Origin of the sequence: Pseudomonas frederiksbergensis, assembly GCF_003732705.1 — a bacterium.
In the GTDB taxonomy this organism is placed as follows: Bacteria; Pseudomonadota; Gammaproteobacteria; order Pseudomonadales; family Pseudomonadaceae; genus Aquipseudomonas; species Aquipseudomonas frederiksbergensis_F.
Window position 1 is genome coordinate 440230 of sequence record NZ_MOBR01000009.1, and the last position, 20445, is coordinate 460674.

The following is a 20445-nucleotide window of genomic DNA, read 5'->3' on the forward strand; positions in this document are numbered from 1 at the left end:
CATGGCGCTTTTGCACTCGCCGCCCCTTGGCTGCCCAAGACATAAACGCCAACATCGGTCCATTCAGAAAAACCGACGCGGACCGTTCAGAAAAACCGACTGGCCTGCCCTCCTCGTTGCTGATACAAAACGGGCATTACCGTCGATGTCGGAGATAATTCAAATGAGCCAATGGCCAGACACCCGCATTCTTGACCTGCTTGGGATCGAGTTGCCGATCATCCAGGCGCCCATGGCCGGAGCCCACGATTCCGCCATGGTGATTGCGACGAGTAACGCCGGCGGCCTGGGCTCGCTGCCCGCCGCGCTGTTGAGCATCGAGCAGTTGCGTGAAGAGCTGAAAACCATTCGCCAGCACAGCCAGCGTCCGTTCAACGTCAATTTTTTCTGCCATCAACCGCCAGCGCCGGACGAGCAAAAGGCTCGTGATTGGAAAAATCTGCTGGAACCTTACTACCGAGAACTGGGCGTTGATTTCGACGCACCGACGCCGGTGTCCAATCGTGCGCCATTCGACGAAGCCGCTTGCGCATTGATCGAAGAATTTCACCCCGAGGTCGTGAGTTTTCACTTCGGCTTGCCGGAAAAGTCGCTGCTGGATCGAGTGAAAGCCACCGGGGCGAAGATCCTGTCTTCGGCAACGACTGTTGAAGAGGCGGTGTGGCTGGAGCAGCGCGGATGCGACGCGATCATCGCCATGGGGTACGAGGCCGGTGGGCATCGCGGGATGTTTCTCAGCGATGATTTGAGCAGTCAGGTGGGGACTTTCGCATTGGTGCCGCAAATCGTCGATGCCGTGAAAGTGCCGGTAATTGCTGCGGGCGGGATCACTGATGCGCGCGGAGTGGCCGCCGCGTTTCACTTGGGCGCCTCGGCGGTGCAAGTGGGCACGGCGTATTTGTTTACACCGGAAGCCAAGATCAGCGCGGCCCACCACAAGGCGTTGCGTACGGCCAAGGAAAGTGAGACGGCGCTCACTAACCTCTTCACCGGGCGTCCGGCGCGAGGACTGCTGAATCGGGTGATGCGTGAATTGGGGCCGATGAGCGACAAGGCTCCGCCCTTTCCACTGGCGGGTGGTGCGCTGATGCCGCTGCGGGCCAAGGATCCGGCGGACTTCGCCAATCTGTGGGCCGGGCAAGCGTTCAGATTGGGTGTCGAGTTGACGGCCGCTGAGTTGACCCGACGCCTGGCTGACGAAGCCTTGGCCAAACTGACCCGGCGCTAACCCCCGAGCCCAACACAAAACCCTGTGGGAGGGGGCCTGCTCGCGAAAGGGGATCAACATTCAATACACATGTTGACTGATCCATTGCCTTCGCGAGCAGGCTCGCTCCCACAAGGGATTGCGGTGACCTTTTCAGCCCAATCAAAACACCGCAATACCAACAAGTTCCGTTTACAGGCATTTCGCTATATATTCCGATATATAGCGTTTCACCCCTCGCATCGGCGCAGTTCACCCCCTATAAAAACTGCCCACTGCACTTGCCTACCACGGAGCCGTTCCATGACCATTCGTGCCTCACGTTTTGCCCCTACTTGCCTGGCGAGCCTGCTCGCTGTCTTCGCTTTCGGCTCGGCCCAGGCCGATGAAGTCCAGGTGGCTGTTGCTGCCAACTTCACCGCGCCGATCCAGGCGATCGCCGCCGATTTCGAAAAAGACACCGGGCACAAACTGGTGGCGGCTTATGGTGCAACCGGTCAGTTCTACACCCAGATCAAGAACGGCGCGCCGTTCGAAGTGTTCCTCTCGGCAGACGACACCACCCCGCAAAAACTCGAAACCGAAGGCGACACCGTCAAAGGTTCGCGTTTCACCTACGCCATCGGCACCCTCGCCCTGTGGTCGGCCAAGGAGGGTTATGTCGATGCCAAAGGCGAAGTACTGAAGAAAAACGAATACCAGCACCTGTCCATCGCCAACCCGAAAGCCGCGCCGTATGGCCTGGCGGCCACTCAGGTACTGGCTAAAGAAGGCCTGACCGACAAGGTCAAGGACAAGATCGTTGAAGGCCAGAACATCACCCAGGCCTACCAGTTCGTGTCCACCGGCAACGCAGAACTGGGCTTCGTGGCCTTGTCGCAGATCTACAAAGACGGCAAAGTCACCAGCGGGTCGGCCTGGATCGTTCCGGCCAGCCTGCACGACCCGATCAAACAAGACGCGGTGATCCTCAACAAAGGTAAAGACAACCCGGCCGCCAAGGCACTGGTTGAATACCTCAAGGGCCCGAAAGCCGCTGCTGTCATCAAGTCCTACGGTTACCAACTCTAAATGACGCTGACGAGTGCCGATTTTTCCGCCATCTGGCTGACCCTGAAACTGGCGTCCCTGACGACCCTCATCCTCCTGGTCATCGGCACTCCGATTGCGTTATGGCTATCGCGCACCCGTTCCTGGCTGCGCGGCCCGGTCGGGGCGATTGTCGCCCTGCCCTTGGTGCTGCCACCCACGGTGATTGGCTTTTATCTGTTACTGGCGCTCGGGCCTCACGGGTTCGTCGGCCAGTTCACCCAATCACTGGGGCTGGGCACCCTGACTTTCAGTTTTGCAGGGTTGGTGATCGGTTCGGTGCTCTACTCGATGCCGTTCGTGGTGCAACCGCTGCAAAACGCTTTTTCCGCCATTGGCACCCGCCCGCTGGAAGTGGCCGCCACCTTGCGTGCCAATCCCTGGGACACGTTTTTCAGCGTTATCCTGCCGCTGGCGCGTCCCGGTTTTATCACGGCCGCGATACTTGGATTCGCCCATACGGTCGGCGAGTTCGGCGTGGTGCTGATGATCGGCGGCAATATTCCAGACAAGACCCGCGTAGTGTCGGTGCAGATCTACGATCACGTCGAAGCCATGGAATACGCCCAGGCCCATTGGCTGGCCGGGGCGATGCTGGTGTTCTCTTTCCTGGTGTTGCTGGCGCTCTACTCCAGCCGTAAAACCAAAGCGGGCTGGAGCTGATTGATGATTCAGATGCGTCTGAAATTGAAGTATTCGGGGTTCGCCCTGGATGTGGACTTGCAATTGCCCGGCCGCGGCGTCACCGCGCTTTACGGCCATTCCGGGTCGGGCAAGACCACTTGTCTGCGCTGCATCGCCGGGCTGGAGAAGGCCGAAGACGGTTTTATCCAGATCAACGATGAGGTGTGGCAGGACAGCCGCCAGAAGATTTTCGTCCCGCCGCACAAGCGCGCCCTCGGTTATGTCTTCCAAGAGGCCAGTCTGTTTCCGCACTTGTCCGTGTTGGCGAACCTGGAATTCGGCCTCAAGCGCATCCCGAAACAACAGCGCCGGGTCGATATGGCCCACGCCACGGAACTGCTGGGCATCGGCCATTTGCTGGACCGTCATCCACAGCACCTCTCCGGTGGCGAGCGCCAACGCATCGGCATCGCACGGGCCTTGCTCACCAGCCCGAAACTGCTGCTGATGGACGAACCGCTGGCGGCGCTGGATAGCCAACGCAAAAACGAAATCCTGCCGTATCTGCAACGTCTGCACGACGAATTGGACATTCCGGTGCTGTACGTCAGCCATTCCCAGGATGAAGTGGCGCGGCTGGCCGATCACATCGTCCTGCTCAGCGACGGCAAGGCCCTGGCCAGCGGCCCGATCGGCGAAACCCTGGCCCGCCTCGACCTGCCGCTGGCGCAGGGTGACGACGCCGGCGTGGTCATTGAAGGACACGTCAGCGCTTACGACAGCGCCTATCAACTGCTGACCCTGCAACTGCCAAATTCCGGTCTGAATCTGCGCGTCCCCCATTCGCCAATGACCGAAGGCCAGACCTTGCGCTGCAAAGTACAGGCGCGGGACGTCAGCCTGAGCCTGCAGAGCGTGGAGCAAAGCAGCATCCTCAATCGCCTGCCGGTCACGGTGATCAGTGAGCTGGGCGCCGACAACGCCGCCCATGTGCTGATTCGTCTGAACGCTGGCGGCACGCCGCTGCTGGCGCGGATCACCCGATATTCCCGGGATCAACTGGGCATTCATCCTGGCCAGGCGTTATGGGCGCAGATCAAGGCAGTGGCGGTGCTGGCCTGAATTTGTTGGCACCACGGCGACAGTGCGCGGTCAATGGCTGTACGAGCCCTCGATTTTTCGCTGCCAAGGACTACCGCCATGCCCGATACCGCGCTGACCGATGTGTTGCCGCCCGACCTGCATTACGTCGATGACACCCAGCCCGGCATCACCCGCAGGAAACTGCGCGGCAAGTTCTGTTATTTCGATCCGGCGGGCCAGCGCATTACCGATCCCGACGAGATCAAACGCATCAATGCCCTCGCGGTGCCACCGGCCTACGTCGACGTGTGGATCAGCGCCGACCCGCGCGGCCATCTGCAAGCCACCGGCCGCGATACCCGGGGGCGCAAGCAATACCGTTATCACGTGCGCTGGCGCGAAGTGCGCGATGCCGACAAGTACTCCCGGCTGCGGGACTTCGGCCTGGCGCTGCCGAAACTGCGCAAGCAACTGGAAGCCCTGCTGGCGGCGCCCGGCTTCAGCCGCGACAAGGTCATGGCCACGGTCATCACCTTGCTCGATGCGACGCTGATCCGCGTCGGCAACACGCAATACGCCCGGGACAACCGCTCCTATGGCCTGACCACCCTGCGCAGCCGGCATGTCGAGGTCAATGGCAGTGCGATCCTGTTCCAGTTTCGCGGCAAGAGTGGCGTCGAACACCAGATCACCGTGAAAGACCGTCGCCTGGCGCGGATCATCAAGCGCTGCCTGGAAATCCCCGGGCAAAACCTGTTTCAGTACCTCGACGAAAACGGCGAGCGACACACCGTCAGTTCCTCCGACGTCAACGCCTACTTGCAAACCCTCACCGGCGCCGACTTCACGGCCAAGGATTACCGCACCTGGGCTGGCAGCGCGCTGGCGTTGTCGGTGTTGCGGGAGCTGCAATGGGAGCCGGAATCCGATGCCAAGCGGCATGTGGTGGAGATGGTCAAGAACGTCGCCAAACAACTGGGCAACACCCCGGCGGTGTGCCGCAAGTGCTACATCCATCCGGCGGTGCTGGATGGCTTTCTGCTGGGTGCATTGGCTCAATTGCCGCGCCCGAGAGTGCGCAAAGGACTCAGGGCTGAAGAGGTCGGGCTGGCAATCTTCCTCGAAAAAATGGTCGCCGCCGCTGAAAAATCCTGACTGTCACCCGGAGCTGCCGAAGGCTGCGATCTTTTGATCTTGATCTTTAAAAGATCGCAGCCTTCGGCAGCGCCTACAGAAGCCTTGATCGAATCCAAGTCCTCGTCTAGCCTGACCACCCTCACCTCCCCAGGACGACCGCAAACGTGAACAACTAAGCCTTCCAAAATGTTTCCGCGACAAGCCGCCCATGGCGCTTGTTGGATTTTCGACATTTTCCGGAGGTGCCGATGACTCACGTCACGCGTCTGCCTGCACTCGTTTCCCTGAACCAACTGGGTTTTCAGTTCGCTAACGGCGAGACGATTTTCGATTCGCTGAACCTCAGTTTCGACCGTATCCCCACCGCCATCGTTGGCCGCAACGGCATGGGCAAGAGCGTCCTTGCGCAATTGATTGCCGGGCAACTCACGCCCACCGCTGGCCGCCTGATCTGTCAGGGGCACGTGGCCTATGTGCCGCAAACGTTTTCAACGACAGGACAACAAACCGTCGCCGACGCCACGGGTTGTGCGCCAGCGTTCAATGCGCTCGCCCGATTGAATCTAGGCCATGCTTGGAGCGACGATTTCGACACACTGGCCGACCGCTGGGACCTGCCCGAACGCTTGCGTCTGGCGCTGGATGAAGCGGGACTGGAAGACATCAGCCCCGAACACTTGACGCAAAACCTCAGCGGCGGACAACAAGCACGCATCGCCCTGATCGGCGCGTTCCTTGGCCAGGCGCAGCTATTGGTGCTGGATGAACCCACTAATCATCTGGACACCGACGGACGTCGCTGGCTGATGCACAAGCTTGAGCAATGGCGCGGCGGTTTGATCGTGATCAGCCATGACCGGCAACTGCTGAATCGCATGCAAAGGATTGTCGAACTGACGTCGCTGGGGCCCAAGGTCTTTGGCGGTAATTACCAGGCATTCCAGGCTCAACGAGAGATCGACCAGGCCGCCGCCCGAATGGTCCTCGATCAGGCCCGCACCGAGCGCAATCGAGAACGCAACCGCTTGCAGCGCGAGCACGACACGATCCAGCGACATGCTGCGGGAACCCTGAAAAAGGCCGATATCGCCAATATTTCAAGTCCTGAGCGGGCCAGGATGAAAGGTTCAGCCAGGGACGCCATGGGGTCGGTGCGCCAGGCCCATCAAACCCGCAAGGACGGACTCGATGCACAGGTGCGGGAAGCCAATGCCAAGGTGCTGCCAGAAGCGTGTGTGGTGGTCAGCTTGCCAGGCACTGCCCTGCCGGAAACCCGACAGCTGCTGACGCTGGTGGATGCGCAACCGCCCTGGAGCGCGTCCCGACTCACGTTGTCGATTGCAGGCCCTGTGCGCATCGCTGTCAGCGGGCCGAATGGCTGCGGCAAATCCACCTTGTTGCGCATGCTGGCCGGCGAATATCCGCCCCGCAGTGGCGAATGCGTCACCCATGTGCCCTGCGCCATCCTCGATCAGCAACTGGCCTTGCTGGACGATCAACGCTCCGTCGTCGAGCAACTGGGTTTGCTTGACACGCCGTTGGCCGAGGGGCCGTTGCGCAGTCACTTGGCGCAGCTGCAGCTAGATGCACGCCGAGTCACCCGGCCAAGCGGTTCGCTCAGTGGCGGTGAACGGCTCAAAGCGGCCATTGCCATTGCGCTCTGGCGTAAAGTCCCGGCGCAATTATTGTTGCTCGATGAGCCGACCAATCACCTGGACCTTGAATCCATACAAGCCTTCGAACAAGCGTTACGGGATTTTCCGGGGGCGATTATTGCGGCGTCCCACGACCAGGCGTTTCTCACGGCGCTGACACCCACTCACACGTTGAAATGGCACCCGCAAGGTTGGCAACTTCAGCCCGTTGGGGATTGATCGGATAATCCAACCGACGAACTGACCTGTCTATTTTTTGCACGATTGCAAAGGGCTTCTATAGTTGATCTGAACACGAATCAGCTACGGTGGTGCCATGGAAGACATTTTCGTTGTGAAGCGTTGCAACAAGATCATCATTCATGGCCGCCGAGCCGGAGAAGTGAACCACGCACCACCGGACGCCGCCGTCTGGTATCGCATTGCCGACACCCGCACCCGCGGCTTTATCGGCGATGGCTACGATCACGAAGAAGACGCCCGCCGTGAGTGTCATCAGCTCAACGCTCGCTCACAAGTGACAGCCCGGCAAAGCTGAAAAGGTTCAAGATTTTTTACCGGGTCTATACTGAAGTCAGCTGAAGGACCAGCGACCCCATCGGCAGAGAGCTCGCATCCGCGGGCTTTTTGCTGCAACTGCCAGGTTTGCTTTAAATGGAGGTGTGTCATGTCTGAAAAAGAGTCCATCACCACCCTGCTCACCCTGCTTGACTCCCGTCAGGCTCGTCTCGCGGCCGCGTGCAAGGAAATTGCCGACTGGGTCGATCATCAAGGCGGGCACCCCACGGCCCTGAAAATTCGTGACCGGCTGAACGACATCGAGAAAGACGCACCGCTGATTCGCAGCACGCTGTCTTCGCTGCGCCCCGTCGAACCGCCGCTGCCCCGTTTCAGATAATCATCCGACTCAAGGACAGGCCTGACTCAGGAAGCATGAACGGCGACAACGTTGTCACCGAGAGCCTGCCTGCCTGATAGCCTCCTGCCATACCCGCAACCCGGCCCTGAGCTGGGCTTTTTTTTGTGTTTTCGCTTTCACATCCTGTTCACAACCAACGCCCTACTGTGGAATCACTCCTTTGAAGAATCCCTTGGCCCGCCCGCATGCGGGCCTTTTTTTGCTCTGGATTCCAGCAACGAACGCTGCCGACGCGCAGAGGTCAAACGATCACACGTCACGAAGGAGACGTTCCAATGGTCACTCACTTCAAAGTCGGCGGGCATCTGGCCTGCGGTCATGCAGGCACCAAACTGGTTTCAAGCAAAATACTTGCCCAGGTGAAATGCAGAAGTTGCCGCAACACCGATGCGTTCAAGGACGCGCGCAAAGACGAACGCAATGCGGCACGGCGCGCGGCGCGCAAAGCCAAGGTCACTCATACCGCCAATGATTGGCGTGCAGAGTGGGTGCAGCGACTGACCGCGATGGCGGGAATGCAGCGGTTGCCAAGAGGATTTAGAGGGCAGCCGTTTGTTTAGCTGACCACTGCGATTGAGTCAGCTTTGTCCATTTGGCGATCCGCAACGGTGCCCATCCTGGTCTGTTCAGGCGATAGGTGGACCACCGGGAGGATCGCTTCCGTCGCGACTGTTGATAAAGGTATTCCAGTGCACATAAGCATCGTGCTGGCGCTTGACGGCCTCTTCCCATATCGGCCCGGACACCGACCGAGATGAAATCAGCTGCATCATCTCCGTTGTTGCAGCGTCCAGATCCATAAGCAGCTCATGTGACTTGATCCTGAAATCATCGACAGATGTCATAGCCTCCCCCTTCGGTCTTATCGCCCTGAGAAGCAAATGCTTCTGGACCAATTGAGCCTGGATTCGCTTAATGATTCATAGAGGCCGATCACCGGTAGGCACACGCAAAACAGGGGACCGGAAACAAACAAGGGTTTGCATCAGCTTTCGCTCGCAAACCCTTGATTTTAGATGGTGCCCGAAGCCGGAATCGAACCGGCACGCCCTTACGAGCGGGGGATTTTAAGTCCCATGCGTCTACCAGTTTCGCCATTCGGGCGGTAGCGCGGTAAAGCGATCTGAAGGCTGCCTGAAAAATACTGGCAGTTCCGATGCTTGTGCAGCAGAGGTGGGAAATATATACATCCCTCCCCCATGAAGCAAGTTCGCAGTTGCCCTTTTCAAGACTAAATCTTGCAGGACAGCGAAATAAAAAAGCTCCGTAGATCAAGGATCTACGGAGCTCGTTTAAAGTGGAGACGAGGCCGGAACCTCAATCGCCGTCGCTGGTGACGTAACCCAGCAACAAAACAAGCAATTTCAAAAGGTTAGCAGCTTTTCCGTGGTGCGGGCTACCAAATTCTGAGGGGCGATAACCTTGCCCACAGCAGGCGACGCAGCCAACCAAGTATTCATTCCAGATGAAAGGCACATCCAGCCAGGTCTTTGCTGTCGCACTCGAGCATGATTGGTGATGGATGGTCGGAGGATGGCTTCCACTGGGACACACGTTCAATCCACATGGTTCGTTGGTACTGCTTACCAAGCTCCAGTCGCATATTCAGATACTTTCCACCGGACGTCCTATAGATGCAGCTGCTCAAAACCCCGACGCCGTTGTAATCGTCTTGGGTCAAAACAAAAAGTCCCTTTTCGAAATCCGTAACGCCTTCATTCTGCCCCCCGACTAATACACCTACCCACTCCGCGTCATCAGTCTTGGCGGGCGAGGTGAAAATCTCTGCATGTTTCTTTATCTCCTGAGGCAGCGGACAGGCTTCCTCGCTGTCCGGCCACATAGATACGTTGAAATATTGATTTTGAGCCTCAACAAAAGCCGAATAAAGAACCAATGGCAAACAACCGAGCCCCAATCGCATCAACCTGAGCACTACGACTCCCCTATCAGAATTTTGAAAGGGGGCTTAGATATCACTCACGGCGAAGTAAATATGTAGGACGTTTCCCAAGCTTTGGTAGTCTGCAAGGCGGGTCAGACGACGGACACAGTTAGCAGGTGGCCCTGGTGGAGGGATGCTTCATTTTCCTGAAGACATAAAAAAAGCCCCGTAGATCTTTGATCTACAGGGCTTTTAAGAGTGGAGGCCGAGGTCGGAATCGAACCGGCGTAGGTGGATTTGCAATCCACTGCATAACCATTTTGCTACTCGGCCTCAAACATCTGATGTCAGTAGCACGACACCAAATGCATACAAACGCTGAGCTTCGAGAGATCATTGAATCATTCTCTAACTCATTGAAAACATTGAGCTTTTTAGGCGATCAGTGCTTTCGATGGCGTGAATTATGTACTGATTTCCCGAGGCTGGCAACCCCTTGATTTCAAAAAAATTTCTTCCGGGTTGATTGCGCCGGGTTTCACGCCGCGTCGCGTTTGTTCTTCAGAATTTGCCACCCAATGGATACTCCACCGCCAGCCGAATCTGGTTGGCGTCCAGCTCAGCCTGGGCCGCGTTCCCTCGATGCACCGCATGGCGCAAGGTAAACGCCAGGTTTTTCGCCGCGCCGGATTGCACCACGTATTTGGCCTGCAGATCCCGTTCCCAGTGTTTGCCGCCCTGCCCGTAACCCAGCCATTTGTAACCGCCGCTCGGGTCCATGTGGCTGCCATCGATACCGCTGCCGCGCACATAGAGTGCGCCGAAGGTCAGGCCGGGGATGCCGTAGCCGGCCAGGTTCAGGTCGTAGCGGGCCTGCCAGGACGCCTCTTGAGGGGCGTTGAAGTCGGACAGGGCCACGGCGTTGCTCAAATAGATCGCACCGCGGGTGACGTAGTCGTAAGGCGTGTCGCCGTCGACTTTCTGATAACCCAGACCGAAGCTGTGGGAACCAGCCTTATAGGTTGTCAGAAAACTCCAGGTGGTGTTGTCGATACGGCCGGACAAGGCTTTGCCGGTGTCCTGGGTACGATACAAATTAAGGTCAAAGGTCAGGTCCTGGCCGTCCGCCAGCGGCTGGGTGTAGACCGCGCCCAAGTAGTGCTGCCGCCAGGTGTCGGCGTAAACCGCACTGAACAGGCTGGCATTCAGCCCTTTAACCGCCGTGTTGCGCACGCCCACCAGATCGAAGCTGTCGCCTTGCTTGCCATTGGAATAGTTGACCACGAAGCCTTGGTCATGACTGGTGGCGTTGCGGTCGGTGCTTTCATTGAAGTGTCCGCCGTACAGCGTGGTCGCAGGCAGTTCGCGGCTGGTCAGCAACCAACCGGTCGCGGTTTCGGGCAGCAGGCGGCTGTCGGATGAGCCGAATACCGGGGTTTTCACCCGCTGCTCGCCGTAACGCAATTCGGTGGAAGAGAAGCGCAATTTGGCCACGGCGCCACCGCGACTGAATTCGTCCTTGGGGTGGCCGTCATTGTCCACACCGAGTAACCGTGCCTTGCCCGCGCGCCCGCCTCCGCTGTCCAGCTCCCAGCCGGAATAAACATGGGCGTCGAAGCCCAAGCCTACGGTGCCGCGTGTATAGCCGGAGGTGAAATCGGCCATCAGGCCGTAGGCCCATTCCTCGGCGAGATCGCTACGTTGGGCGCGGGGCTTGTAGGCATTACGTGCGCCGTTGCTCAGCGCGCCGTGTTCGTAGTCGCGACGGTCATAGACGCTGCGGTTGAGCAAACTCCACTGGCTGTCCTCTACGAAACCTTTTGCATTGTCTTGCTCTGAAGCCAGGGCAAGCAGCGACTGCCCGCCCAACGCTAATAGCAGGGTATGTGTCGATAGGGTTTTCACAGTGCAACTCCACAGAATTCGGGGTCTGCAAGGTGTCCCGCCAGAGGGGGACACCGTTGGGCACCTCAGAGGTATTTGAGGATCGCGATGTCGCGACGGCGCTGTTTGAGGCTGGCGAACCAGCGCGTCGGGAAGAACAGCAACACCCCGAGGATCGCGCTCCACAGCCACACCGTGGGCAGGTTATCGAAGCCGTAGTACGCGCCCTGGTTGGCGCCCCAGATCGCGACCGCCACCAGGTACATCGCCTTGAGCACGTACAGGTGCAGCAAATAGAAGAACATCGGCGCCCCGCCGTAGATCGCCAGCGTCGCGGTGGACCAGCGATCCTGCAGTTTTTCGAACAACGCCAGCAGGAGCAGCCCCAGGCCGAGGGTCGGCATCAGGAACATCAAGGACGGCGGATACTTCTTCGCGCTCATGAAACTCATGAACGTGCGCAACGAGTCGCCGGTCTGCACCCACGGCTTCTCGCCATAGACGTTCAGGTAACGGATAAACACGAACGCCACCAGCAGACCCACGCCGAGTTTGACCAGGCGAGAAATCCGCTCGGCCGGCTGCATGTCCTTGCCGAACCATGGCCCGATGCCCCAGCCCAACAGGATCACGCCGATCCACGGCAACACTGGATACGTCGTGCGGGCCCGAGTGAACTCGGTGATGTCGATAAACACCTTCTGATGCAGGATCGACCACGGCACATAGAATGGCGACTCCGGCCCGACTACCACGTTATCGAACAGGTTGTGCCCGGCGACGATGACCAGCCCCAGTACGATCAGCCAGCTGCGTTTGAAGTGCAGCAACCCGGCCAGCACGATCATGCAGATGCCGATGCACCAGATCACCTGCAGCCACAGGGTCTTGGGCGGGAACTCGGCGTTCCAGGCGAAGCAGACGAAGGTAATCTCCAGAAACACCAGGAAGAATCCACGCTTGAGCAGGAACACCGAGGTTTCGCTGGCGGTGTGTTTCTGGCTGTAGAGCCAGGCCGACAAGCCGGTGAGGAAGATAAAAACCGGGGCACAGATTTCGCTGAGCATGCGGGTGAAGTACAGGTCCGGCGTGACGCTCAAGGCGTCGATCGGGTCGGTGACCTGACGGTGCAACAGAAAGGTTTCCCGCACGTGGTCGATCAGCATCAACAGCATGACGAAACCGCGCAGGGCATCGATCGCCAGCATCCGGGTGTTGGCTTTGACTGCGGGGGTGGCCAGCGCCGGGGAAATACTTCCCGCCTGCCCGGCCAATCCTGAAGATTGGGACATAGTGATGACTCCTTTAGGGGCGACGAATCAGGCCTGTTTCTTCAACCGGGCGACTTCGGAGGCCGGCAGTTGCGACGGAGCCCGTGGCAACGATGGTTTGCCCTGGGCCCGATAAAACGACAGCGTCGAGCTGAAGCTTTTCAGGTCGTACGGCTCGGACTTGCCCTGTGGGTTTACCCGTTCACCGGGTGTGCGGTCCTTGTATTCGACGGCCACCACATAAGTGCCCTGCCAGGGCAACTCGAAGCTGACTTTTCCCGTCGCATCAGTGCGCCCGGTGAAGACTTCGCCGGAACCGGTTTCCAGCATAACGTCCTGATCCGCCAGCGGTTTTTGCGAATAGTACACTTGGAACTGCGCGCTGTTTGCGTCAACGATGCCGGTGGGCACGATGTCCAGGGTCAGGTCCGGGGTGCGAGCACGCAAATCGCCGACCCATCGGGTTGCCGGCGTCCAGTAGGTTTTCAGCGCTTTGTCCGCTTCGTGCAGGTCGAAGATCGGATAATGCGGGTCTTGGGCGAGAAGCGAGTCATCACTGGCCGCCTGATGCGCCACCGCAAACGCCTGACGCTGCAAGGTCAGATTCAATGGTTTCGAATTGTTACCAATCGACCAACCCTTGAGTTGCTGAAACCGGTCCATCCCGCCCGGCGTCACCTCCAGCATGTTCTTGTCATATTCCCCGTAGTACAACGCCAACGGTTGCCCGGGTGGCTGTTCGTACCAGATTTGATGCGCCTCGCTGCTGCTTGCCAGCATGAAGACGCCGTAACCCAACAGTGCTTTTGCGTTGCTCATTCGCATTTTTTTTGGCTCCGATTGGTGTTATTCCGCGATTCGCTACAACCGCCTCGACATCAGCGACTTCACAAACCACGCCCCTCTCTCTGAACGCATTACAGCGCAGAGACTTTTGCGCTTTGTTCTGAAATCAGTGCGTGCGGGGCCATCGGTGACTGTTTTTGCGGGGGAAACAGCGGTTTATGCGGCTTGCGCCAGGATGAGGCGGCTTATGGGATTCAATCGAGGTAATGTCCAAACGCAGTGCATTGCACGCCGCGAAACAACTGTGGGAGCGAGCTTGCTCGCGATGGCGGTGTATCAGTCGACATTTCTATCGACTGACAGGGCCTCATCGCGAGCAAGCTCGCTCCCACTGAGATTTGTGTTGGGATCGGAGTCGTCAGTGCCGCAACAACTTGCGCAACGGCACGCCATCCTTGAGCACTGGAGACTTGATAACGATGTAGCTGAAGTACTTGGAGATGCCGATGTTCTTGTCCAGCAGGCTTTCGATCACTTCCTGATAGTGCTGGATGCTGCGGGTCATGAAACGCACCAGGTAATCGTAGCCACCGCTGATCAAGTGACATTCGAGCACTTCATCCACCAGGCGAATATTGGACTCGAACTTGGCGAAGTCTTCGCGCTTGTGGTCGCTCAAGGTGATTTCAGTGAAGACCGTCACCGAATCGGTGATTTTCGCCAGGTTCAGGTGCGCCTTGTAGCTGGAAATATACCCGGCCGATTCCAGCCGTTTGACCCGTTGCAGGCAGGGGCTGGCCGACAGTCCCACGGCATCGGCGAGGCTGACGTTGGTCATGCGCCCGTCCTTTTGCAGCTCAACCAAAATGCTGATGTCGATCCGGTCCAGTTTGACTAAACCTTCCATTGCGTACCTCTTGACTGCCGTTTGTAAGACAATCTTCTAGCAAAATCAGCGCCGTAAAGACAGCTGATGCTGCGCCACCAGATCCGCCATGCTGTTGATGCAGTAATCCGCCGCGCAAGGCGCCGGGTGTTTGACCCGGCCACGGCAGATCAGGCACACATCGCGACTCGCCTGCCCACTGGCTGAAGGCCGCGTCACTTGCAGGATCTCGCCGGGCTTGAACCCGTTGTCCCGCAGCCACTGCGGGTCCTGCAAAGGGTCGCTGGCCAGCGAGATAAAGTCATCGGGCATGATCCCCAGTCGTTCGCAGAGCAACCCGCGATCTTCGGCATCCCGGTCACCCTGCACCAGCAGGCGATAGAACTTGCGCAGGTACAACATCGCCCCCGGCGCGTCCTCGAACAGCGACCAACCGGCCACCGACCGGGCGAAGCTCATGCCCTCCTCCCAACTGGCTTTCAGGCCCCAGCGCTCGGCCAACTGGCGATGGGCGAAACACAGCAGTCCACTGAAGCCTAGCTCACCGAAGCGCGGATACAGTGCACGCACCACCTCGCTGTATTCGGCCAGCACCTGTTCCTTGTCCGGGTGCCCGCCCCGGCTGTCGAGCAGCGGTTGCAACGCCGCCCAGACCCCCGAGTCGCGATCGACCAGAACTTCATCGCAATCGATGAGCAGCGCTCGATATTCAGTCAGCCCCATGGTGTGCACAGCCTCCAATGATGCATTCCATCCCTCCGTGCTCCATAAACGCTCACGGGCGATGCCTTGCAGCAGCGCCCCACGCGTGCAGGAGCTCAGTTCAAGACGCGTGCCAAAGCGGCTTCGAGAATCTGCAGCGCTTCGTCGACCTGGGCTTCGGTGGCCACCAGCGGCGCAAGGAACCGCAAGACGTTGCGGTACACGCCGCACTTGATCACCAGCAAGCCACCCTTGCGGGCTTCATCGATCAGCCGCTGGTTGAGGTCGGCGTCTGGTGTGCGGGCCTCGTCATTCTTGATCAGCTCGATGGCGAGCATGAACCCGGCACCGCGCACGTCGCCGATTTGCGGGTGGCAGCTCTGCAAGCGCAGCAACCCCTGACGCAAACGCTCGCCCAACGCTTCGCCCCGCGCCAACAGCTGTTCTTCCTCGAAGGCATCGATCACCGCCAGCGCCGCCGCGCAAGACAAGGCGTTGCCGCCATAGGTGCCGCCCAGGCCACCGGGCAGCGGCGCGTCCATGATCGCGGCTTTGCCGACCACACCCGACAGCGGCAGGCCACCGGCCAGGCTCTTGGCGACGGTCACCAGGTCGGGCTGGATGCCGGCGTGCTGGAAACCGAACCACTTGCCGGTACGACCGAAACCGGTCTGGATTTCATCGAGGATCAGCACGATGCCGTGTTTTTCAGTCAGTGCACGCAGGCCCTTCAGGAACTCAACCGGGGCCGAGAGAAAACCACCGTCGCCCTGCACCGGTTCAATGATGATCGCGGCGACCCGCTCTGGTGCCACCTGGGTGGCGAGCAATTCGTCCAGCGCTTTGAGCGCCATGTCGCTGGTGACACCGCGATAAGCATTCGGATACGGCGTATGGAACACCTCCGGCGCGAACGGCCCGAAGTTCTGTTTGTACGGCTGGCTCATGCCGGTCAGCGTGGTGCCGAGCAAGGTACGACCGTGGAAACCACCGCGAAAGGCAATCACCGCTGAACGGTTGGTGTGAGCCCGGGCGATCTTCACTGCGTTTTCCACGGCCTCGGCGCCGGACGTGAAGAACGCCGCTTTATAGGCTTCTTTGCCGCCGATCATTTCACACAGGCGCTGGGCCAGATCCAGATACGGTTTGTAGGCGACCACCTGGAAACAAGCGTGGGACACCTTTTGCAATTGCGCCTGCACCGCCGCGACCACTTTCGGGTGGTTGTGGCCGATGTTCAGCACGCCGATGCCGCCGACAAAATCCAGGTAGCGCTTGCCGTCCACATCCCACAACTCGGCACCTTGGGCGCGTTCGATCACCAACGGGTGAGCGGTGACCAGGCCACGCGGCACGAATTGATCGCGCTGACGGAGCAAATGAGGGGTTTCGTCGACTTTGCTATTCATGGCAGTTCCCATCGTGAGTCCGGCAACCGGGAGGTGGTTGCGATGGTGTTCAGATTAAGGCTTGGGCGAAACGAACTACGCCGAACTTGGCCCCTGAGAAATTCGGATCGACTGTTTTCACCCTGCCAAACGGCAGATTCCTTCAGCCCGCCGAATCTGCCGCAGCCTTGGCGATACACCGTGACGCGAGCCGTTTAATCCGGCGCTTTCAACAGATCCTGCGCCGGCATTGCGCGATGATGAGAGCACCTTCACCCTTTCAGGAATTGCCCATGGCCCTGCTTTATAAAGCTGACCCTGTGCGCGGCGAACAGTGGCAAGCGCTGTTCGCCGAACACGCCCCGGATATCGAATGGCGCGCCTGGCCGGACATTGGCGATCCGTCGCAGATTGAATATTTGGCAGCGTGGCAGGCGCCGGATGATCTGCAAACCTTGTTGCCGAATCTGAAGGTTCTGTTTGCGCTCTCCGCCGGGGTCGATCAACTGGACCTCAACCGCCTACCCGCGAGTTTGCCGGTGGTGAGGTTGCTCGATCCGGGCATCACCCGTGGCATGTGTGAATACGCCAGTTTTGCGGTGCTGAGCCTGCATCGCGACATGCTGCGATATCGTCAGCAACAGATGGCGCGGTGTTGGCAGGCGCACTTGCTGCAACCGGCGAGCAAGCGCCGGGTCGGTGTGATGGGCCTGGGCGCGCAGGCGCAGCAGATTCTGGCCACATTGCAGCCGTTGGGGTTTGCGTTGAAAGGCTGGGCACGCAGTGCGCATCAGGTGGCGGGCGTGGATTGTTATGCCGGTCGCGAGCAACTCCCAGCGTTTCTCAGTCAGTGCGACATTCTGTTGTGCGTGTTGCCGCTGACTGAACAGACCCAGGGGATTCTTGATCGTGAGCTGTTTCGGCAACTGCCCCATGGCGCGGCGTTGATCAACATGGGTCGTGGCGGGCATCTGGTGGAAAGTGATCTGTTGGAGGCGCTGGACAGCGGGCAGCTCAGCGGTGCAGTGCTCGATGTGCTGCAAGAAGAGCCGGCGCCGGCGGATCATCCGTTCTGGGGGCATCCGCAGATACTGCTGACGCCGCATATTGCCGCGATGACTCAGCCTGAGAGTGCGGTTGGGGTATTGCTGGAGAATATTCGGCGGTTTGAACGAGGGGAGCCAATGGTGGGCCAGATCGACCGCGCCCAGGGTTATTAGAGGTAGATCGTTCCCACGCGCAGCAAAGGAATGCAGCCCGGGACGCTCCGCGTCCCATCCAGAGCCGAACGCGGAGCGTCCGTTGAGGCATTCCCACGCGGAGCGTGGGAACGATCATCGCAGGGGTGCGGTGGTGGGGTTAGAGAATGTCGGCGATGGCTTTGCCGACGTCTTGGGTTGAGCCCTTCCCGCCCAGATCCGGCGTGATCGGCCCGTCGGCAATCACCCGTTCAATCGCCTGCAAAATCCCATCATGCGCCGCGCGATAGCGCTCGTCGCCATTGCCCAGGAAGTCCAGCATCAACGCCCCGGACCAGATCATCGCAATCGGGTTGGCAATGTTCTGCCCATAAATATCCGGCGCCGAGCCATGCACCGGCTCAAACAACGACGGAAAACGCCGCTCCGGATCAAGGTTGGCCGACGGCGCAATGCCAATGGTCCCGGCACACGCTGGCCCGAGGTCGGAAAGAATGTCGCCAAACAAATTCGACGCCACTACCACATCAAACCGATCCGGTTGCAGCACAAACCGCGCGCACAGAATGTCGATGTGCTGCTTGTCCCAGGTGATTTCCGGGTACTTCGCCGCCATCAACGCCGTGCGCTCGTCCCAATACGGCATGCTGATGGAAATCCCGTTGGACTTGGTCGCCGCCGTCAGCCGTTTGCGTGGGCGGGTCTGGGCCAGTTCGAAGGCGAACTTGAGAATCCGGTCAACGCCGCGACGGGTGAACACCGACTCTTGCAGCACGAATTCATGCTCGGTGCCTTCGAACATCTTGCCGCCCACCGAGGAATATTCACCTTCGGTGTTCTCGCGGATCACCACGAAATCGATGTCCCCCGGTTTGCGCCCGGCCAACGGGCACGGTACGCCGGGGAACAGCCGCACCGGGCGGATGTTCACGTATTGGTCAAAGTCACGGCGGAATTTCAGCAGCGAACCCCAGAGGGAAATGTGGTCCGGCACCTTGTCCGGCCAACCGACAGCGCCGAAGTAGATCGCATCAAACCCCTTGAGCTGTTCGAACCAGTCGTCGGGCATCATCTGCCCGTGTGCCAGGTAGTAATCGCAATGCGCCCAGTCGAGCACTTCGATGCTCAGATCCAACCGCCATTTCTTGGCGGCCTGCTCCAGCACGCGCAAGCCTTCCGGCAGCACTTCCTTGCCGATGCCATCGCCGGCAATCGCGGCGATTCTGAATGTCTTGCTCATCAATCGTGCCTCCCCAGTGTCTGTGAGTTACAGCCCGCCGATGTGGAAGGCTTTGACTTCAAGGTATTCGTCCAGGCCGTACTTGCTGCCTTCGCGGCCCAGACCCGATTGCTTGATGCCGCCGAACGGTGCGACTTCCATGGAAATGATCCCGGTATTGAGGCCCACCATGCCGAACTCCAGCGCCTCGCCGAAACGCCATGAGCGGCGCAAGTCCTGGGTGAAATAGTAGGCGCCCAGACCGTAAGGCGTGGCATTGGCCAGCGCGAGGGCTTCGGCTTCATCGGTAAAACGCATCAATGGCGCGACGGGGCCGAAGGTTTCTTCGTTGGCCAGCAGCATGCCGGCGTGGGTATCGCCGAGCACCGTCGGCTGCACGAACTGGTTGTCGCCTTCGGGAATGCCGCCACAGAGCAGCGTCGCGCCCTGGCTCAAGGCATCGTCGATGTGCCGGGCGACTTTGCTGACAGCGGCCGGGTTGATCAACGGGCCAATGGTGACATCGGCGTCGAGGCCATTGCCGACCTTGAGTTTGCCGACCTCCTCCACCAAACGTTGGGCAAAGCGTTCATAGATACCGTCCTGCACTAGAATCCGGTTGGCGCAGACGCAGGTCTGGCCGGCATTGCGAAACTTGCTGAGCATGATCCCGGCCACGGCCTGCTCCAGATCCGCGTCGTCGAACACAATGAACGGCGCATTGCCGCCCAGTTCAAGGCTCAAACGCTTGATGTGCTCGGCGCTCTGGCGCATCAACAAGCGGCCCACGGCAGTCGATCCGGTGAAGGAAATCTTGCGCACGGTCGGGTTGCTGGTCAGCTCTTCGCCGATGCCGGCGGGCATGCCGGTCAGCACGTTGAACACCCCGGCCGGGATGCCGACGCGTTCGGCCAATACCGCCAATGCGAGGGCCGACAGCGGCGTCAGGTCAGAAGGTTTGACGATGATCGGGCAACCCGCCGCCAACGCCGGCGCGCATTTGCGGGTGATCATTGCGTTGGGGAAATTCCACGGCGTGATCGCCGCGCAGACGCCAACCGGTTGTTTGAGGGTCAACAGACGACGGTCGCCGCTGGGGGCTGGCATGGTTTCGCCGTAGACCCGCCGGGCCTCTTCAGCGAACCATTTGACGAAACCGGCGCCGTAGCGGATTTCGCCCTTGGCTTCGTTCAGCGGTTTGCCCTGCTCGCAGGTCATGATCAGTGCCAGGTCGTCGAGGTTGTCGATCATGGCCTGATACCAACGCTCCAGTAGCGCCGCACGTTCCGCCGCCGGGCGCGCGCGCCAGGCCGGCCAGGCGTTGTCGGCGGCCTCGATGGCGCGCCGGGTTTCGGCGCCTTGCATGGCGGGGACACGGGCGAGCAACTGGCCGCTGGCCGGGTCGATGACGTCCAGGGTCGCGGCGTTGTCGGCGCCGATCCACTGCCCGTCCACATACGCGAGTTCTGCCAAAAGGCTGGGGTCTTTCAAACGATTCTTGAGCATGGTCG

At 59.5% G+C, this 20445-nt stretch carries 20 protein-coding genes and 2 tRNA genes; 10 read left to right on the forward strand and 12 right to left on the reverse strand.

The features are described 5' to 3' along the window. The first annotated feature begins 163 nt into the window (after window positions 1-163). The 9 genes from BK667_RS13665 (at window position 164) to BK667_RS13710 (ending at window position 8274) form a co-directional block, all read left to right on the forward strand. Entirely contained in the window at window positions 164-1228 is a 1065-nt protein-coding gene (locus BK667_RS13665; RefSeq protein ID WP_123597911.1) for an NAD(P)H-dependent flavin oxidoreductase, read from the forward strand. Window positions 1229-1510: 282 nt separating this feature from the next. Continuing rightward, window positions 1511-2278: a molybdate ABC transporter substrate-binding protein gene (gene modA / locus BK667_RS13675; protein WP_054050541.1), complete on the forward strand. Its 768-nt coding sequence runs from the start codon at window positions 1511-1513 to the stop codon at window positions 2276-2278. Further along, window positions 2279-2959, forward strand: coding sequence for a molybdate ABC transporter permease subunit (modB, locus tag BK667_RS13680; protein WP_123508203.1), 681 nt, complete (start codon window positions 2279-2281; stop codon window positions 2957-2959). A 3-nt stretch (window positions 2960-2962) separates the two neighbouring features. After that, window positions 2963-4042, forward strand: a complete 1080-nt coding sequence (modC, locus tag BK667_RS13685) for a molybdenum ABC transporter ATP-binding protein (protein WP_123597913.1) — start codon at window positions 2963-2965, stop codon at window positions 4040-4042. Window positions 4043-4120: 78 nt separating this feature from the next. After that, complete coding sequence (locus tag BK667_RS13690; protein WP_123597914.1) at window positions 4121-5158, forward strand: DNA topoisomerase IB; 1038 nt, start codon at window positions 4121-4123, stop codon at window positions 5156-5158. 230 nt (window positions 5159-5388) lie between these two features. After that, window positions 5389-7014 carry an ABC-F family ATP-binding cassette domain-containing protein gene (locus BK667_RS13695; RefSeq protein WP_123597915.1) on the forward strand — a complete coding sequence of 542 codons (1626 nt, stop codon included), beginning with the start codon at window positions 5389-5391 and terminating at the stop codon, window positions 7012-7014. A gap of 97 nt (window positions 7015-7111) precedes the next feature. Then, window positions 7112-7333: a hypothetical protein gene (locus BK667_RS13700; RefSeq protein WP_054050533.1), complete on the forward strand. Its 222-nt coding sequence runs from the start codon at window positions 7112-7114 to the stop codon at window positions 7331-7333. Window positions 7334-7462: 129 nt separating this feature from the next. After that, entirely contained in the window at window positions 7463-7693 is a 231-nt protein-coding gene (locus tag BK667_RS13705; protein WP_054050531.1) for a hypothetical protein, read from the forward strand. A 296-nt stretch (window positions 7694-7989) separates the two neighbouring features. After that, the gene (locus tag BK667_RS13710; RefSeq protein WP_123508199.1) at window positions 7990-8274 is read left to right on the forward strand and encodes a hypothetical protein; all 285 of its coding nucleotides are present in this window, start codon (window positions 7990-7992) and stop codon (window positions 8272-8274) included. 66 nt (window positions 8275-8340) lie between these two features. Here the strand turns inward: BK667_RS13710 and BK667_RS13715 are convergent, their stop codons facing one another. The 10 genes from BK667_RS13715 to gabT all read right to left on the reverse strand — a co-directional run bounded on the left by BK667_RS13715 (window position 8341) and on the right by gabT (window position 16537). Further along, window positions 8341-8559: a hypothetical protein gene (locus tag BK667_RS13715; RefSeq protein WP_123508198.1), complete on the reverse strand. Its 219-nt coding sequence runs from the start codon at window positions 8557-8559 to the stop codon at window positions 8341-8343. A 172-nt stretch (window positions 8560-8731) separates the two neighbouring features. After that, window positions 8732-8818 (reverse strand) — tRNA-Leu (locus tag BK667_RS13720). Between the two features lie 352 nt (window positions 8819-9170). After that, window positions 9171-9650, reverse strand: a complete 480-nt coding sequence (locus BK667_RS13725) for a DUF3757 domain-containing protein (protein ID WP_123597916.1) — start codon at window positions 9648-9650, stop codon at window positions 9171-9173. Between the two features lie 208 nt (window positions 9651-9858). Then, window positions 9859-9932: transfer RNA gene (locus tag BK667_RS13730), tRNA-Cys, on the reverse strand. Window positions 9933-10160: 228 nt separating this feature from the next. Then, entirely contained in the window at window positions 10161-11504 is a 1344-nt protein-coding gene (locus BK667_RS13735; RefSeq protein ID WP_123508195.1) for an OprD family porin, read from the reverse strand. 65 nt (window positions 11505-11569) lie between these two features. Then, a complete protein-coding gene (locus BK667_RS13740) occupies window positions 11570-12775 on the reverse strand; it encodes an acetyltransferase domain-containing protein (RefSeq protein WP_123597917.1) in 1206 nt (401 codons plus the stop codon). Between the two features lie 27 nt (window positions 12776-12802). Beyond that, a complete protein-coding gene (locus BK667_RS13745) occupies window positions 12803-13573 on the reverse strand; it encodes a DUF4198 domain-containing protein (RefSeq protein ID WP_259698028.1) in 771 nt (256 codons plus the stop codon). Between the two features lie 385 nt (window positions 13574-13958). Beyond that, window positions 13959-14447, reverse strand: a complete 489-nt coding sequence (locus tag BK667_RS13755) for an Lrp/AsnC family transcriptional regulator (RefSeq protein WP_008055821.1) — start codon at window positions 14445-14447, stop codon at window positions 13959-13961. A 45-nt stretch (window positions 14448-14492) separates the two neighbouring features. Beyond that, window positions 14493-15149, reverse strand: a complete 657-nt coding sequence (locus BK667_RS13760; protein ID WP_123598015.1) for an HAD family hydrolase — start codon at window positions 15147-15149, stop codon at window positions 14493-14495. 95 nt (window positions 15150-15244) lie between these two features. Beyond that, window positions 15245-16537, reverse strand: a complete 1293-nt coding sequence (gabT, locus tag BK667_RS13765) for a 4-aminobutyrate--2-oxoglutarate transaminase (RefSeq protein WP_123597918.1) — start codon at window positions 16535-16537, stop codon at window positions 15245-15247. A gap of 272 nt (window positions 16538-16809) precedes the next feature. Here gabT and BK667_RS13770 point away from each other — a divergent pair, with 272 nt between their 5' ends. Continuing rightward, window positions 16810-17736 (forward strand): 2-hydroxyacid dehydrogenase, encoded by a 927-nt coding sequence (locus tag BK667_RS13770; protein ID WP_123597919.1) that lies wholly within the window; start codon window positions 16810-16812, stop codon window positions 17734-17736. Between the two features lie 139 nt (window positions 17737-17875). On the opposite strand, the gene BK667_RS13775 is transcribed toward BK667_RS13770, so the two are convergent. Continuing rightward, a complete protein-coding gene (locus tag BK667_RS13775; protein ID WP_123597920.1) occupies window positions 17876-18955 on the reverse strand; it encodes a tartrate dehydrogenase in 1080 nt (359 codons plus the stop codon). A 27-nt stretch (window positions 18956-18982) separates the two neighbouring features. Next, on the reverse strand, window positions 18983-20440 hold the full coding sequence (locus tag BK667_RS13780) for an NAD-dependent succinate-semialdehyde dehydrogenase (protein ID WP_123597921.1): 1458 nt from the start codon (window positions 20438-20440) through the stop codon (window positions 18983-18985). Window positions 20441-20445 lie beyond the last annotated feature (5 nt).

Coding starts and splice junctions, on each gene's coding strand:
- BK667_RS13665 (WP_123597911.1), top strand. CDS start 164: ATGAGCCAATGGCCAGACACCCGCATTCTTGACCTGCTTGGGATCGAG.
- modA (WP_054050541.1), top strand. CDS start 1,511: ATGACCATTCGTGCCTCACGTTTTGCCCCTACTTGCCTGGCGAGCCTG.
- modB (WP_123508203.1), top strand. CDS start 2,279: ATGACGCTGACGAGTGCCGATTTTTCCGCCATCTGGCTGACCCTGAAA.
- modC (WP_123597913.1), top strand. CDS start 2,963: ATGATTCAGATGCGTCTGAAATTGAAGTATTCGGGGTTCGCCCTGGAT.
- BK667_RS13690 (WP_123597914.1), top strand. CDS start 4,121: ATGCCCGATACCGCGCTGACCGATGTGTTGCCGCCCGACCTGCATTAC.
- BK667_RS13695 (WP_123597915.1), top strand. CDS start 5,389: ATGACTCACGTCACGCGTCTGCCTGCACTCGTTTCCCTGAACCAACTG.
- BK667_RS13700 (WP_054050533.1), top strand. CDS start 7,112: ATGGAAGACATTTTCGTTGTGAAGCGTTGCAACAAGATCATCATTCAT.
- BK667_RS13705 (WP_054050531.1), top strand. CDS start 7,463: ATGTCTGAAAAAGAGTCCATCACCACCCTGCTCACCCTGCTTGACTCC.
- BK667_RS13710 (WP_123508199.1), top strand. CDS start 7,990: ATGGTCACTCACTTCAAAGTCGGCGGGCATCTGGCCTGCGGTCATGCA.
- BK667_RS13715 (WP_123508198.1), bottom strand. CDS start 8,559: ATGACATCTGTCGATGATTTCAGGATCAAGTCACATGAGCTGCTTATG.
- BK667_RS13740 (WP_123597917.1), bottom strand. CDS start 12,775: ATGTCCCAATCTTCAGGATTGGCCGGGCAGGCGGGAAGTATTTCCCCG.
- BK667_RS13745 (WP_259698028.1), bottom strand. CDS start 13,573: ATGAGCAACGCAAAAGCACTGTTGGGTTACGGCGTCTTCATGCTGGCA.
- BK667_RS13755 (WP_008055821.1), bottom strand. CDS start 14,447: ATGGAAGGTTTAGTCAAACTGGACCGGATCGACATCAGCATTTTGGTT.
- BK667_RS13760 (WP_123598015.1), bottom strand. CDS start 15,149: ATGGGGCTGACTGAATATCGAGCGCTGCTCATCGATTGCGATGAAGTT.
- gabT (WP_123597918.1), bottom strand. CDS start 16,537: ATGAATAGCAAAGTCGACGAAACCCCTCATTTGCTCCGTCAGCGCGAT.
- BK667_RS13770 (WP_123597919.1), top strand. CDS start 16,810: ATGGCCCTGCTTTATAAAGCTGACCCTGTGCGCGGCGAACAGTGGCAA.
- BK667_RS13775 (WP_123597920.1), bottom strand. CDS start 18,955: ATGAGCAAGACATTCAGAATCGCCGCGATTGCCGGCGATGGCATCGGC.
- BK667_RS13780 (WP_123597921.1), bottom strand. CDS start 20,440: ATGCTCAAGAATCGTTTGAAAGACCCCAGCCTTTTGGCAGAACTCGCG.